The 15,053-nt window shown below is 36.1% G+C and carries 15 protein-coding genes; 9 read left to right on the top strand and 6 right to left on the bottom strand.

Going from position 1 to position 15,053, the window contains the following annotated elements; all coding sequences use genetic code 11:
* Nucleotides 1-212: 212 nt before the first annotated feature.
* Together ACQKIM_RS10595 and ACQKIM_RS10590 are read right to left on the bottom strand one after the other, a co-directional pair.
* Nucleotides 213-1,040, bottom strand: a complete 828-nt coding sequence (locus tag ACQKIM_RS10595) for a transporter substrate-binding domain-containing protein (protein WP_427543123.1) — start codon at nucleotides 1,038-1,040, stop codon at nucleotides 213-215.
* 34 nt (nucleotides 1,041-1,074) lie between these two features.
* On the bottom strand, nucleotides 1,075-1,803 hold the full coding sequence (locus ACQKIM_RS10590) for an amino acid ABC transporter ATP-binding protein (protein ID WP_427543120.1): 729 nt from the start codon (nucleotides 1,801-1,803) through the stop codon (nucleotides 1,075-1,077).
* Between the two features lie 363 nt (nucleotides 1,804-2,166).
* Here ACQKIM_RS10590 and ACQKIM_RS10585 point away from each other — a divergent pair, with 363 nt between their 5' ends.
* The 3 genes from ACQKIM_RS10585 to ACQKIM_RS10575 all read left to right on the top strand — a co-directional run bounded on the left by ACQKIM_RS10585 (nucleotide 2,167) and on the right by ACQKIM_RS10575 (nucleotide 3,548).
* Nucleotides 2,167-2,721, top strand: coding sequence for an SLOG family protein (locus ACQKIM_RS10585; RefSeq protein ID WP_427543117.1), 555 nt, complete (start codon nucleotides 2,167-2,169; stop codon nucleotides 2,719-2,721).
* Nucleotides 2,722-2,840: 119 nt separating this feature from the next.
* Nucleotides 2,841-3,155, top strand: coding sequence for a hypothetical protein (locus ACQKIM_RS10580; protein WP_283870433.1), 315 nt, complete (start codon nucleotides 2,841-2,843; stop codon nucleotides 3,153-3,155).
* A 165-nt stretch (nucleotides 3,156-3,320) separates the two neighbouring features.
* Nucleotides 3,321-3,548, top strand: a complete 228-nt coding sequence (locus ACQKIM_RS10575) for a hypothetical protein (protein ID WP_427543114.1) — start codon at nucleotides 3,321-3,323, stop codon at nucleotides 3,546-3,548.
* Nucleotides 3,549-4,049: 501 nt separating this feature from the next.
* Here the strand turns inward: ACQKIM_RS10575 and ACQKIM_RS10570 are convergent.
* A complete protein-coding gene (locus ACQKIM_RS10570; RefSeq protein WP_427543111.1) occupies nucleotides 4,050-5,444 on the bottom strand; it encodes an L-cystine transporter in 1,395 nt (464 codons plus the stop codon).
* A gap of 201 nt (nucleotides 5,445-5,645) precedes the next feature.
* Here ACQKIM_RS10570 and ACQKIM_RS10565 point away from each other — a divergent pair, with 201 nt between their 5' ends.
* Nucleotides 5,646-6,407, top strand: a complete 762-nt coding sequence (locus ACQKIM_RS10565; RefSeq protein ID WP_427543108.1) for an SDR family oxidoreductase — start codon at nucleotides 5,646-5,648, stop codon at nucleotides 6,405-6,407.
* 29 nt (nucleotides 6,408-6,436) lie between these two features.
* On the opposite strand, the gene ACQKIM_RS10560 is transcribed toward ACQKIM_RS10565, so the two are convergent.
* Together ACQKIM_RS10560 and ACQKIM_RS10555 are read right to left on the bottom strand one after the other, a co-directional pair.
* Nucleotides 6,437-7,393, bottom strand: coding sequence for a GGDEF domain-containing protein (locus tag ACQKIM_RS10560; RefSeq protein ID WP_427543105.1), 957 nt, complete (start codon nucleotides 7,391-7,393; stop codon nucleotides 6,437-6,439).
* Complete coding sequence (locus ACQKIM_RS10555) at nucleotides 7,371-8,252, bottom strand: EAL domain-containing protein (RefSeq protein WP_427543102.1); 882 nt, start codon at nucleotides 8,250-8,252, stop codon at nucleotides 7,371-7,373. The genes ACQKIM_RS10560 and ACQKIM_RS10555 overlap by 23 nt, the downstream gene beginning before the upstream one ends.
* Nucleotides 8,253-8,576: 324 nt before the next feature.
* Between ACQKIM_RS10555 and ACQKIM_RS10550 the strand changes: the two genes are divergently transcribed.
* The 4 genes from ACQKIM_RS10550 to ACQKIM_RS10535 all read left to right on the top strand — a co-directional run bounded on the left by ACQKIM_RS10550 (nucleotide 8,577) and on the right by ACQKIM_RS10535 (nucleotide 12,482).
* The gene (locus ACQKIM_RS10550; RefSeq protein ID WP_427543099.1) at nucleotides 8,577-8,762 is read left to right on the top strand and encodes a hypothetical protein; all 186 of its coding nucleotides are present in this window, start codon (nucleotides 8,577-8,579) and stop codon (nucleotides 8,760-8,762) included.
* Nucleotides 8,752-10,170, top strand: coding sequence for an amidase (locus ACQKIM_RS10545; protein WP_427543097.1), 1,419 nt, complete (start codon nucleotides 8,752-8,754; stop codon nucleotides 10,168-10,170). The genes ACQKIM_RS10550 and ACQKIM_RS10545 overlap by 11 nt, the downstream gene beginning before the upstream one ends.
* A 167-nt stretch (nucleotides 10,171-10,337) precedes the next feature.
* The gene (locus ACQKIM_RS10540) at nucleotides 10,338-11,495 is read left to right on the top strand and encodes a PucR family transcriptional regulator (protein WP_427543094.1); all 1,158 of its coding nucleotides are present in this window, start codon (nucleotides 10,338-10,340) and stop codon (nucleotides 11,493-11,495) included.
* Between the two features lie 105 nt (nucleotides 11,496-11,600).
* Entirely contained in the window at nucleotides 11,601-12,482 is an 882-nt protein-coding gene (locus ACQKIM_RS10535; protein WP_427543091.1) for a DMT family transporter, read from the top strand.
* Between the two features lie 38 nt (nucleotides 12,483-12,520).
* Here the strand turns inward: ACQKIM_RS10535 and ACQKIM_RS10530 are convergent, their stop codons facing one another.
* The gene (locus ACQKIM_RS10530; protein ID WP_427543088.1) at nucleotides 12,521-13,090 is read right to left on the bottom strand and encodes a YitT family protein; all 570 of its coding nucleotides are present in this window, start codon (nucleotides 13,088-13,090) and stop codon (nucleotides 12,521-12,523) included.
* A 230-nt stretch (nucleotides 13,091-13,320) separates the two neighbouring features.
* Between ACQKIM_RS10530 and ACQKIM_RS10525 the strand changes: the two genes are divergently transcribed.
* Nucleotides 13,321-14,616, top strand: a complete 1,296-nt coding sequence (locus tag ACQKIM_RS10525) for a DUF2252 domain-containing protein (protein ID WP_427543085.1) — start codon at nucleotides 13,321-13,323, stop codon at nucleotides 14,614-14,616.
* Nucleotides 14,617-15,053: the final 437 nt, after the last annotated feature.

Here is a 15,053-nt window from a genome sequence, read left to right as displayed (position 1 = left end):
GTTCCGCCGATATAGTTACATTTGCATTTTTAAATTTCAAAATTCGCAACCCCCAGTAGAAACATTAACTTTATTCAATCGATATATATTAAAGCTCGCTGAATAGAACTAAATAACCAAATTGAAACAAGCAGTCATACACCTATTGAACACCACATTCATGAGGATATTCATATGACTGCTCGTTACATTAAAAATTGTTTTATAATAAATTATTTCTTAATCCATTTATTGTGGATTTCATCATACTTACCATTTGATTTTAATTCTGCAAGCGCGTCATTAACAGCTTTTACAAAATCATCACTACCTTTTTTCATTGCAATGCCATAAGGCTCCTCTGTGAATTGTCCACCAACTAATTCGAATCTATCATCCTCTGAAGCCATACCATATAAAATCGAATCATCCGTCGTTAATACATCACCTTGGCCAGCTTTTAATGCTGTAAATGCCTCTGCATAGTTTTCAAATTCTAGAACTTGAGCTTTTGGAGCCTTTTCGCGAATATTAATTGCCGATGTAGAACCTTTAACAGCAATTACTTTTGTGTTTTGATCTATATCCTTAATACTCTTAATTGAGCTACCCTTTTTTACTAAAAGCGATTGTCCCGCCTCGAAATAAACATCAGAAAAATCAACTTCTTTACTGCGATCTTTTGAAATTGTCATTGTTGCAATAATTGCATCAATATCACCATTATTTAACATTGGTATACGTGTTTTAGATGTTACTTCCTTAAATTCAAATTTTGTCTCATCACCGAGAATAATTTTTGTAAGCTCCTTTGCAATATCTACGTCAAAACCTTCAATTTCACCAGTACTTGGATTTTTTAAACCAAATAACTTTGTATCGTTTTTAACACCCCATACAATTTTGTCGTTCGCTTTAATAGTTTCTAATGCTGATTTTGACGCAGCACCTGAAGAGTCTTTATCCTTTGATTCTTTATCGCCTCCACCACAGGCTACTAGGACAAGCACAGATAGAGCAATAAGTAGAGTGAACATTAAAAATTTTCTGTTTTTAAACATTGAAAATCCCCCTATTCTTTTCTCTGAAAAGTTATTAATGATTGAAAATCCTGCTTAAAAATAATTTAGCCCGCTCTTCTTTCGGTTCACTAAAAAATTCCGCTGGATTAGCATCCTCCAAAATTTGACCCTTATCGATAAAAATCACTCGATCGGCCACTTCACGAGCAAACCCCATTTCATGTGTCACAACTACCATCGACATTCCTTCTCGTGCTAGCGCTTTCATAACATCCAACACTTCTCCAATCATTTCTGGATCAAGTGCAGACGTCGGTTCATCAAATAACATAATGTCAGGACTCATTGCCAAACCACGTGCAATTGCAACACGTTGCTGTTGTCCCCCTGATAATTGCGATGGAAATGAATTCGCCTTATCTGGAATACCTACTTTTTCTAAGTAATACAAAGCTGTTTTCTTCGCCTCTTCCTCCGATTTTCCTATTACTTTCATAGGAGCTAGCATTATATTTTTTAGAACTGTTTTATGTGGATACAAATAAAAATGCTGGAATACCATACCAATATTTTTACGCAGATCATTTATATCTGTTTTTTTGTTGTTAATCTCCACTCCATTTACCTCTAACAATCCATCAGAAATGGTTTCTAAACGATTTATGCAACGGAGTAAAGTACTTTTTCCAGAGCCTGAAGGACCAATAATAACAACAACCTCACCTTTTTCAATTGTTAAATTAATATCTTTTAAAACATGGAAATCTCCATAATGTTTATTAACATTTTGAAATTGGATCACTCTATCTAACTCCTTTACTAAAATAAACATAAAATGCATATTTTATTTATATTTACTATTATATACTCAATTGTAAAATATTTAACATTTCAACTATAACCTTAATCATTTACAAAAGGCAACAAAATTTTCAGAAAAATGATTTATTAAACTAAACTACACTTTTCTTATTTAAGTAAGTAGACTACTATTTTTCTATGTAAAACATAATTTTAGTTATATAGTAATTAACTTAACCAAATAACTAGAATTATTAGAACTGTAATCTTCCAATAGCCTTCTTCAACAATATATCGTACTCTTTTCCATTGCCTCGTATTGTATAATTACTATAACAAAGCTTAAACCTAGGAGGATTTCCTATTGATACAACGAATCATCATTACAGGCTATAAACCACATGAATTAGGAATTTTCAATGACAAGCATCCTGGCATTGCCATCATAAAAAAAGCAATTGAAAACCGTCTGCGTGTACTTATTGATGAAGGTTTAGAATGGGTTATTATTAGTGGTCAGCAAGGGGTGGAATCATGGGCTGTGGAAGTTGTTATTATATTAAGAAAAGAATTTCCTCATTTAAAATATGCTATCATCACCCCTTTTTTAGAGCAGGATAAAAATTGGCAGGACCATAAAAAGGAAGCATATCAATCCTTAGTAGCTCAAGCAGATTTTGTGACGAGTGTTACGAAAAAGCCATATGAGGCTCCATGGCAATTTATCGAGAAGGATAAATTTATCATCCAAAACACAGATGGTCTGCTACTAGTTTACGACGAAGAAAACGAGGGCTCTCCAAAATATATGAAGCGTCTAGCTGAAAAGTATATGGACACTCACGATTACACACTTTTAATGATAAATGCCTACGATTTACAAGTAATAGCTGAGGAAATACAGCAGCAAGATTGGTAGAAAAATATTGATATAATTTTCTGACAATTATATACTTAATTATAAGGTTAACTCATTAAAAGCCATCTTTGAATTTCAACTAGTCATGTTGCTAATATCCTAAAAGGAGCTGTTGACATTTGAATAAAAAAATCGAAATGATTCTTGAGCCTTCTCCGGTCAATGTTTCCCATGATACGTATCGCAGAGAATGCAAATATACGCGCGGGATTCATATTGAAGAACAAGAGTTTAAAGCTATTTTGGATACAATGTGCCACGATTCACGCTTATATTTTGATTTCCATAATCCACGTAAGGAAATTATCAAGGGAACATATTTAAATGGTCACTCCGGGTTAGCACGCAATATCTATGATTACTATAAAACCAATTATGCCATTGAACTTAGTGAACTAATTAACGGCAAGGATTTTTATGTCAAAATAATTTAAATTCTAAATGTAAGAAGGAGCTACTCTCAAATGAGAATAGCTCCTTCATGTTGTTGAAATACTATTATGTCAATGACATCAAGGTGACAAATTAAAAAGTATAGTCCTTTTTCAAAACGAGGGGTTGATCTCCGTTCCGACTGAGTGCTTTCCTGGGGGCGTCCGATGAGCCGCTTCACTCGCGTAGCTCGCTCCAGGGTCTCATCTGTGACGCTGTATCCCCGAGGAGTCACTCAGTCTACACTCCAATCAACCTTTGCTCATAGTATTTTCTTCTGGCAATTCAAACAAATATATAGTGATAAATTTGGAGTCTTAGCCATCATTATATTGTGCAAAAATGGAGCTTTGATAACAATTTTCTATGCGAAAACAGAGGAGTACTTTATGTAAAGTGACAAAGTAGTTTTACGCATAAAATGTAGGTTAACAGCTGTAGAATTTGTACCACTATTCTATCCACTTAATGATGGTGAGTAACATGCTTTTACTTTACTTTTCTTTTGAGGGAAGAAAATATTTAAAGTTCTACACTATTGTTGATTGGAGTGCAGGGCTACTCGACTCCCGTGGGATAGCGAGACAGACGAGAAACTGAGGCCAACACGATGTTGGTCACGAAGGCGTTGTTGCTGTCGCTACGCTTTCGCACAGATAAATTGTCACAGGACGTGACGCACTTAGTCTTCGTTCCTCTAGCGCAGGAAGCGGCTCGTCGCTCGCCCACTGGAAGCCTTGCTCTGCGCGAAAGCGAAGCGTCAGCGGCAAAGCGAGTAGCCTGGAACGGAAATCACCTTCATTTTAACTAAATATTCACAAAAAGTCCCTTGACTATTTAATTTTTCACACTAAGAAGGAGCTACTCTCAAATGAGAATAGCTCCTTCTTACATTTTTATAGGTCCGCTACTTGAGCACCTAATTCTTTATTATTGTACATATCTGTGTCCAATTCTTTGGTTACACGTGCAGTTGTGACACCCGCTGTCATAGAGCCACTTACATTTAGTGCAGTACGTCCCATGTCGATTAATGGTTCAACAGAGATTAAAATACCTGCAAGCGCAACTGGTAAATCAAGAGCTGATAAGACTAGAATTGCTGCAAATGTTGCACCACCACCAACACCAGCTACACCAAATGAACTAATTGCCACCACTGCAATCACAGTAATGATGAACACTGGATCAAGTGGATTAATGCCAACTGTAGGCGCAATCATGATGGCTAGCATAGCAGGATAGACACCCGCACAGCCATTTTGACCAATCGATAAACCAAATGAACCTGAGAAGTTCGCAATTCCTTCTGGTACACCTAGACGACCTGTTTGCGTTTTAATGTTCATTGGCAAAGCACCAGCACTTGAACGTGATGTAAAGGCGAATAATAATGTTTCTGCAGATTTTTTCAAATACGTAAATGGATTTAAACCACTCAATGTTAAGATTAATAAGTGTACTAATAACACAATAAATAGTGCTGCATAGGATGCAATGACAAATTTACCTAAATTATAAATTGCCCCAAAATCAGATGTTGCTACTGTACGTGCCATAATGGCAAGTATGCCGTATGGTGTTAAACGTAAAACGATTGTTACAACACCCATTACTAATGCATAGATAGCATCTAGACCCTTCTTAATCGTTGCGCCCATCGCTTCATCCTTACGTGCTACACGTAAATAGGCAAAGCCTAAGAATGCTGAAAAAATTACGACCGCAATCGTTGATGTTGAACGAGCTCCCGTTAAATCAAGGAATGGGTTTGCTGGGAATAACTCAATAATTTGTGTTGGTAAATCTGGTGCAGCTAATCCAGAAGTTTTTTCTTCGATATATGCTCCACGCTCTGTTTCTGCATCACCTTGCATAATTTGTGATGCATCTAAATCAAATACAGTTGCTGATAAAATACCTACTGCTGCTGATACAGCTGTCGTACCAATTAAAATTGCTAAAATTAATGCAGCCATTTTACCAAAATTCTTACCCACCTTCATTTTTGTAAAGGCGATTAAAATAGAAATAAACACTAATGGCATAGCAACCATTTGTAGCAATTTCACATAACCAGTACCGATTATGTTGTACCAAGATGTCGTTTTAGCCAATACCTCAGAATCGATACCATAAATTAAATGAAGTCCAAGACCAAGTGCAATTCCTAGACTTAAACCTGTAAAAACACGATTTGAAAACTTAACGTGTTTTTTGTTCATAAAATATAAAATTCCAACGAAGACGAGCAAAACAGCTACGTTAAGAATGATTTGTAATGTAGACAATGTAAATCCTCCTATGATGCTTAATTATGATGTAAATCGAATTATATACCCATAATCCCTATAATTCAAGTATGTTTTATTAAGATTAATAATTTCCTAAATTGAAAACGATTCCTTTTCTTTGATTATGCCCCAAACACGGAATATAATAAATTTAGTTTAACACTAAACCTTTTTTTACAATTAGAGAGGAGTTTCTTTATGGGAAAATTACAAGATAAAGTAGCTATTATAACTGGTAGTGGTGCAGGAATAGGAAAAGAAATAGCACGTAAATATGCTATCGAAGGTGCAAAAGTGGTCATTGCTGATTTTAATGACAATGCCTTAAACACAACTGTTACTGAATTTAGGGAAGCTGGCTATGAAGCATTTGGAGTAAAAGTAGATGTCGCTGTAGAGGAAGATATTCGTGCAATGATTGCTAATACCATTAATTATTATGGTCGTATTGATATTTTAGTCAACAACGCTGGAGTTGGTGACAATATGCAAGCAGCAGCGAATGTAGAAGATACTGTTTGGCAGCGCGTAATAGACATTAATGTAACTGGTATGATGCGTGCGATTCGTCAAGTTTTGCCGATATTTGTTGAAAATGGCGGTGGCACAATTGTTAATATGTCCTCTATTACTGGTCTTACAGGAGGACGAGGAGGCTTAGCATACACAACTGCCAAGCATGCTGTAGTTGGTATGACAAAAAATATTGCCTCTCACTATGGTTCACAAAACATTCGCTGTAACGCTATTGCACCTGCACATGTAGAGACTGGCTTTGCGGCAACAATGACAAATGTTGACCCATTCGGAATGGAACAATCTATTCGTGGTATACAACTGATGCCAGAAGCTGGACAGGTTTCTGATATCGCTAACATTGCTCTATTCCTTGCCTCAGAAGACGCTGGTCTAATTAATGGTGTGGCATTAGCAGCCGATGCTGGTTGGAGTGCTTATTAAAATTATAGAAACTAAAAATCCTACCTCAATTAATGAACGAGGTAGGGTTCTTTTTTGTATTCATTAATTAAATAACAGCTTCCTGAGATCTTTTTACATTGTTTTTTTACACGCGTCACAGCATCTGATAAATGATTGACAGAGGTGAATTGTTGATTTTGATTGGTAATCACCGCGACTGATAGAGATGTACATTTAAAGGGCTCTAGCTTCCCCATTCTATTATGAATCTGTAATGTAGCTAAATTCTCTAGGTCATAAAAGTCTAAAATTTGAGCATCAAATTCGTTTATAATTCTTTCACAAATTGGAGTGGTATCATAATGAGGAAGAATTGCGACAAAATCATCTCCGCCAATATGCCCTAAAAAGTCCTCCACACCAACGATATTTCTTTTCAAAATATCAGTTAAATATAGTAGGATTTTATCTCCTTTATTAAAACCGTACGTGTCATTATAGGATTTAAAATGATCTAAATCAAAATAGATTAAGCTATACTGTGGTAATAACAACGATTCTTCTAGTTTTTCATCAATTAATTTATTACCTGGAAGGCTGCTTAATGGATTTAAGAAGCTTGCAATAGCTACTTGCGTGTCTACAAGCTTTAGTAATAATTCGCGAATGCTAACTACACCAACATATAGACCATTCCGTGTAACAATAACATCATCATATAAATCCTCTGGAGGTCTACTCATTGCAACTGTACTGACCTCAGTAATAGGCGTATGATGTTCTACCATTAACGGATTGTCCTTAATAATAAGTTGGTTTTGACGTCCCATAAATAAATTATAGCCATAACGTGTACCAATTTTTTGATAGAAATGTGTGCGTGTAATATGCCCAATTGGTCTCTCATCCCTGACAACAACAACACTGCGCAATGATAGATTACTGGTAAACAGTAAATCCACCTCTTTGTTTTTCACAAATTCATCAATACAAGGAACAGTTTCAATGACTTCCCCTATCTTCATGGTCACCCATCCTTATTTTCCCTAAATGTATTTCCTTTGCGGGCTTTCCTATCGCATATCCTTGGGCATAATGAATACCTATCTTATGCAAATATTCAAGCTCCTCTTGCCGTTCAATACCCTCTGCAATAATTTTTGTTTCTACCTGCTCCGCATATCCCACCAGCAATGACACCAGCTGCTGCTGTTCACTATTCTGATCGATAAATTGAATTAAAGAGCGATCTAGTTTAATAAATTCAGGCTTTAAATAAATAAGTGTTTTTAAGCTGTTATAGCCTGAACCCACATCATCTACTGCAATTCGATAGCCCTGTGATCGATAATGTGATAACACACGTTCAAACTCTACAAAATCTATTACTGCACTACGCTCTGTCAGCTCAAATACAACCTGCTGGGGTTTAATGCCTAACTCTTTTAATAATTGCAAGGTTTCACCACTATGATATTTCTTATCTAGCAGAACATTCGGATGTATATTTAGAAAAACTAAAAAATCTCTATTTATCAAATCTCCGTGTAACCTCTCTTTAAAACGTTGTAATGAAAGGTTACGACAAAAGCATTCAAATAAAAAAACACAGTCAGTTTGTCCAACAAATTCATAAAACTGATCGACACTTGAAAACAGTTGAGAAGGCTCTGGACGATTTAGCGCTTCAAACCCCATTGTCTGCATAGTCTGAATATCGACAATCGGTTGAAAATAAGTATGTAAAGCATTTTCTTGAATAATTTGCTTTAATGCCTTTAAACGTTTTATATACAATGTATTGTTTTGATGCTGCTCATATAAATGCTTCAAATAAGAAAATACATTACTAGTTTTTATGCTTTGTCTCACAACAGACTCCATTCTCGCACCTCTTAAATTGGTTATTATGATCTATTGTACCCCTTTATTGTAAATATACTGTGAATAGGATGTAAAAAGAGATAGCCCAAGCACTATATTTCTATCAATCAAAACCAATGCTCTCTTAAAAAGTAAGCTTTTTTAATTATTTTTAACCATAGTACATTTTTCATAATATACAAACTATTCAAATATAACAAATTTGATATATTTTATAATTAGTGTATGCTTGCAATAATAGTATTTTATTACCTTTTATAAAAATTTGTTCTTAATAGGGAAACCTATTTAGATAAAAACTATTTTTCAAGGAGGATCCTGTTAATGAGCTTGTCTATTCAACAAATATTGGAAAACAAAGGAATTACACCAAAATCTGAACACCTTGAACAATTAAAAATACGCTGGGAAGGCATGTGGTCGCTTCGAGGTAATTTAGAAGGAATCGCTATCGATGACGCTGATATTGCTATCCGTAATCTTCCTGGAGGTGATCATATTGACAACTGATTTACATTTAAAATCTGTTGAAGAGCTGGCACCTTTACTGGAGGCTAAAAAACTTTCCCCTGTCGAATTGACGAAAGCAATCTTAGATTTTGCAGAAGAAAGTCAGCCAAAGATTAACGCATATATGGCATTTTATCGTGAAGAGGCCTTAGCACAGGCACAAGTTGTAGAAAAAGAGATCTTAAACGGACAGTATCGTGGAATGTACCACGGGATTCCCATGGCTTTAAAAGATAATCTGTATTTTAAAGATAAAATTACAACGATGTCTTCCAAGATTCATAAAGACTTCGTATCAGGCTATGATGCGACTGTCGTAGAAAAGCTTCGTGATGCTGGTGTGATTTTCACAGGGAAATTAAGCATGCATGAATATGCTTGGGGGATTACCAATAATAACCCTCATTATGGACCCGTTCGCAACCCCTGGGACTTAGAGAAGATTCCTGGAGGCTCTAGTGGTGGCTCCGGCGCGGCAGTAGTAGCAGGAGCTAGTGTTGCCTCATTAGGGACTGATACTGCTGGCTCCATTCGAATTCCATCATCCGCCTGTGGGATTGTTGGCTTAAAGCCCACTCATGGACGTGTAAGCAAGTATGGTTGCTACCCGCTTGCCTGGAGCCTAGATCATATTGGACCTATGACTAAGACAGTCAAAGATGCGGCAGGTCTACTTGAAATTATCGCTGGTTTTGACCATAGAGATCCTACTTGTGTAAATGTCACAACTGAGAATTATAGTCAGCAAATCTCAGGTGATGTAAAAGGTTTAGTTATTGGCATCAACGAAGATTATTTCTTTAATCGCGTTGATTCAGATGTAGAAAAGGCTGTGCGAGCAAGCATTCAAGGCTTAGTGGATCAGGGTGCAAAAGTTGAAACTGTTCGTATCCCTTCCCTGCAATATGCTGAATGGGCTGAGCTGGTTACTTCCCTTTCAGAGGCTGCAGCCATCCATCATTCAGATTTACAAAGCAGACCACAGGATTTTGGTGATGATATCCGATTGTTATTCGAGCTAGGTGAATTACCTTCTGCAGTGGATTACTTACAGGCTCAGCAAGTCCGTCGACAAATTAAACAAGAATTTACTCAAATATTTGATCAGGTAGATGTGTTAATATCACCTACATTGCCTGTAGTGGCAAGTACTATCGGTGATAATTTTGCCACTTTAAATGGTGAAAAGGTTGATTTAATTGACAATATCATTCGTTTTACTGGTCCAAGTAACTTAACAGGATTACCTGCCCTTTCCGTTCCTTGTGGCTTTAAGGGCAATTTACCAGTAGGCCTTCAAATCATAGGACCTGCCTTTAAAGAGGGTCTCATTCTGAATGTTGGCTATGCGATCGAACAAACGAATCCGCTGAAAAATAGAAAGCCTAATATTTTTGCAAATCTTTAAAAATAAAACAGATATTTTACTAGAAAACTGCTGATGTAATGTCAGCAGTTTTTTTTCGTTGAGAGTATGTTATCTGCGATTCATCAATACTAATAGAATTTTATTGACAATTACTTTTATAATAAGTAGTAGAAGCTCAATCTCAAGAAAGGTTGCTTGATATTCCTATGAACGTAGAGAACTTTTTACAACTACCTATTACAAAAGATTTTACAGTCGTTGCTGGTCACAATGGATTACATAAATCAGTTCAAAATGTCGAAATTCTAGACTTTGAATTTTCACCTGATATTCAAACTGTACGTGACACGATTTTCACACCAAATAGTGTTGTGTTAAGCAGCTTATTATTTGCTAAACAGCAACCAGAATATTTATTGAATGCGGTGAAAAATCTAATTGAGCTCGGGGCAAGTGCTTTAGCTTATAAGCCTGTAATCTTCAAGGATTTACCTGCGGAAGTATTAATGTATGCAGATGAAAACAATTTCCCAATATTACGATTTGGGGGAGATGAATTTTTTGAAAAAATCATTTTAGAAACGATGGCTTATGCAAAAACACAGGATTATTCATTCTTTTTAGAAACGATGATGAGACGTCTTATCGAAGAGGACGTTCCTTATGAACAAATAAAATCCTTCTTACAGCAAGTCAATAAGCCCTTTGATAAATATGTATTTGCCGTCAATATTCAAGTACAAGAATATGCAGATAATCAATGGATGCAACCCCTATTTCAATTAGAGCCCTTAATGAAATCTGGAATGATTTGCTCTTACAAACAGAGTCTCTTTATTTTATTTACACATTCATCTGACCAGTTTCAATTTGAAAAATTTCTAAATGAATGGTTAGTGATGTATGCAATTTCAACTGAATCAATGACCTTTGGCTATAGCGGTCGTCACGTAACTCAACAGGAACTCTCAATTGCTGTTCGAGAGGCCTACTATGCACGCATCATGGCTGACATTGAAGCTATCCCTAACCGTCATTACGAAGCCCTTGCATCAGATTGTTTGTTAATTGAATTACACCGTAAGGACGCTAAATTTGCTATGGACTATGTTAATAGCTATCTTGGACCCTTACTTGAGGAAAAGGCTGATCCTGATTTAATAAAAACCGCCATGACCTTTGTTATAAAAAAAGGCAATATCAAAGAAGTAGCGGTTGCCCATTTTTGCCACCCAAATACTATTCGCTATCGCATGGCAAAAATTCGTCAGCTATTAGCACCTATTGATAATGAGTATGTTTTCTATGAACGACTCGCAGCAGCCGTTAAATTGTACTTATTACATAGCAAAATGAGTGATTAATTACAGCTTTGGAATAAGTACAAAGAAACGCCTGAATATTTAGAATTAAAATCAAAATAATTTCCTCCATCTCATGCTATTCTAGTAAAGTTAGGAGGAAGAAAGATGAAACAATATATGGCTGACGGTATGCTTTTAGTTACAGCTATCGTTTGGGGTAGCGGATTTGTTATAACGGCTATCGCTTTAGAATATTTAACAGCTTATCAAGTAATGGCAGGGAGATTTTTATTAGCCGCTATTATACTAACAGCTATATTTGGCTACAGATTAAAAAAAGCTTCGAAATCGGTAATTTGGAAAGGGATTATATTAGGCACCATATTGTACATTGCCTTTGCTCTTCAGACAGTGGGTTTACAATATACAACCCCATCTAAAAATGCCTTTTTAACAGCAGTCAATGTTATTGTCGTTCCATTAATCGCATATGCCGTTTACAAACGCCGTATAGACGGTTATGAAATTATTGGTTCAATAGTGGCTATTGTCGGAATCGGTTTTTTATCACTACAGGGCTCATTAACAATGAATATAGGAGACGCACTTTCCTTAGCATGCGCTGTTGCATTCGCCTTTGATATTTTTTGTACAAACCTCTTTGTCCAAAAGGAAGATGCCATTGCCCTGACAATTATTCAATTTATCACAGCATCATTATTAGGTATTCTGGTTGTAGTCAGTCAAGGTGACATCCCTACTACACTTGAAAAGGAAGCCATTTATTCTATTATATATTTAGCTATTTTTTCAACTACCCTTGCCTACCTATTTCAAAATGTGGCAAATCAATATACTTCCGCTACAAAGGCTGCAATTATTTTGTCGACAGAATCCTTCTTCGGTATGGTATTGTCTGTAATATTCTTACATGAGGTATTAACAGGTCGCATGGTTGTAGGTGCAGTACTAATTTTACTTGCTATATTTATTGCAGAGGTCAAACCTGCTCATCCTAAAAAAAGAATGATGAAAAGCTCTCGCTAAGAACTTTAAAATAGTTTCAGTCTGACTGAGGCTATTTTTTATGGATGACTAGTCATTAAACTGGTAGTAATACCGACAACAAATACGGTGATAATGGACAGCATCAATGTACTAGAGGATAAAAGCAGCCCCCCTACAACAATAACAATAGAATCAATCATAAAAATAAGTATCCCGACATTAATGCCTGTTTTATCGCATATGAACTGCGCAATTAAATCTGTACCACCAGTGCTTGTCTGAAATCTAAGCATTAGTCCTATTCCAAATCCCATAAGAATCCCACCCAATATGGCACTATAGATGGCTTCGATTTGAATAAGATTGCGAACAGGCTTCAGTAAATCAATAATAAATGAAGAGGCAATTAATCCATGTATGCTATTGTAAAAATACGTTCTATATTTATACCAAGCTATAATAAAAATAGGAATACTAATGATGATAATCATTAAGCCAATTTTTAACTTATACAAGTAGTATAAAATTAGTGCTATTCCTACAACTCCCCCATCTAAAATTTGATAGGGCGTTAAGAATAAATTAATCCCTAACGATACAGCAGTACTACCTATAAGAATGACCAGACCTTTCGTAAAAAAATACATATAACCCCCCTCCGGGACTTAGCATGTAAATATAGTATGATAATTTGAAAATGAACATGTTATCAAATACGCGTTTGTACAAGAATACTCTCACTTTTTTTATCGAGTCCGCTCGATAAATTTTTCAACAATAAGTGCCGTCAAAAAAATTCATTCTTCTACTTAACAATCGAAACTTATTCCTTTATTCTCAGTATATAGTTGTAAAAAAATGAAAAGAGGAATAAATGATGGAACATACATTGTTAGAGCAAGTAAAGGATACACGCTTACATTTAAGAAGATCTTTGCTGGCAACTATTTTTGAAGAGTTTGATGTACAGCGTATGAAATTAAGCGAACAGCAACGTAAAGAAAAGTATGATACGATGCTAGAAAGTCCCTTTCGCTTCTTCCGTGGAAGTGCCTACTTATTTTATTTTGATGTTACAAAATCCCCTTCTATATTCCATACGTCTGATGTTAAGCCAACATGGATACAGGGTGATATGCATATGGACAACTTTGGAGCATTTCAAAATGAAACAGGCGACATTGTATTTGATGTTAATGATTTCGATGAAGGTTATGTCGGCTCTTATCTCTATGATCTTATTCGCATGAGTGTCAGTATTGCACTATATCTTGAGGAGCAGGGCTTACATCAGGCTGCTCAGGAAACGGCTATCCATCATTTTCTAAATAGCTACATCAATCAATTAAAACGATTTCAACGTAAGCAGGATGATCCACTCACACTAACATTTACTAAACACAATACAAAAGGGCCTATTAAACGTGTGTTGAAAAAGCTTGAAAAACGGCAACGCTCTCATTTTTTACAGGATATAACATACATTAACGATGTTGGTCAGCGTGTTTTCCAATGGAATGATGAGGTTCAGCCCGTCTCTGCTGAGGAATATGCTGCTATCACCTCTGTATATTCAAGCTATAAAATTAAAGACATAGCCATCAAATATGGCTCAGGAACAGCATCTATAGGCTTGAAACGTTATTATATTTTAGTTGAGGGACTAACAGATTCGTTGGGAATAGACGATTTAGTGCTTGAAATGAAGGAGGTACGCACAGCCATTCCAGCTTACTTTTTGCCATATAATGAGATATTTTGGGAGAATTATAAGCATCAAGGAGCCCGTGTAGTCAGCACTCAAAAAGCCATGCATCATCTAGAGGACCCACATCTTGATTATGTCACAATGAATGGTCAGGAATACTATATTCGAGAGCGCTCTCCTTATAAGAAAAAGGTAAAGCCGAAAAACTATCGGGATTTAGAGGATTATTTTACAACTACTGCGACTATGGGCCAAATTGCAGCTAAGATTCATGCCCGTGCCGATGTGGATTACTCACAGGTTTTCACATATCATAGTGAAGAGGAAATTTTAAATGCCATCGGAAAAGAGCGCCGTGTATTTGTGGAAAGTAGTATTTTACAAGCAATGCGCTACAAGGAAGTCGTTTATACTGATTATGAATTATTTAAAGAATGGGTTAACGAGAAGTTTGATAAAAGTTAAAAATAAAATAGACCTCTGCTTTTAGGTAGAGGTCTATTTTCATAGTGTTGAAAAACTAAATGGTCAAGGGACTCTTTGTGAATACTACTAAGTCAAATGAAAGTGATTTCCGTTCCAGGCTACTCGCTTTGCCGCTGCCGCTTCGCTTTCGCGCAAAAAACATCTGTTGCCCCAAGCGGCTCATCGGACGCCCCGAGGAAAGCACTCAGTCGGAACGGAGATCAACCCCTCGTTTTGAAAAAGGACTATACTTTTTAATTTGTCACCCTGATGTCATTGACATAATAGTATTTCAACAACATAAAAATAGACCTCTGCTTTTAGGTAGAGGTCTATTTTTGTTGTTGAAAAACTAAATGGTCAAGGGACTCTTTGTGAACACTCCTAAGTCAAATGAAGGTGATCTCCGTTCCAGGCTACTCGCTTTGCCGCTGACG

Origin of the sequence: Lysinibacillus sp. NPDC047702 (assembly GCF_050272555.1) — a bacterium.
Classification (GTDB): domain Bacteria; phylum Bacillota; class Bacilli; order Bacillales_A; family Planococcaceae; genus Lysinibacillus.
Note: the sequence above shows the minus strand (reverse complement) of the source record. Positions and strands in the feature narration are given on the sequence as shown.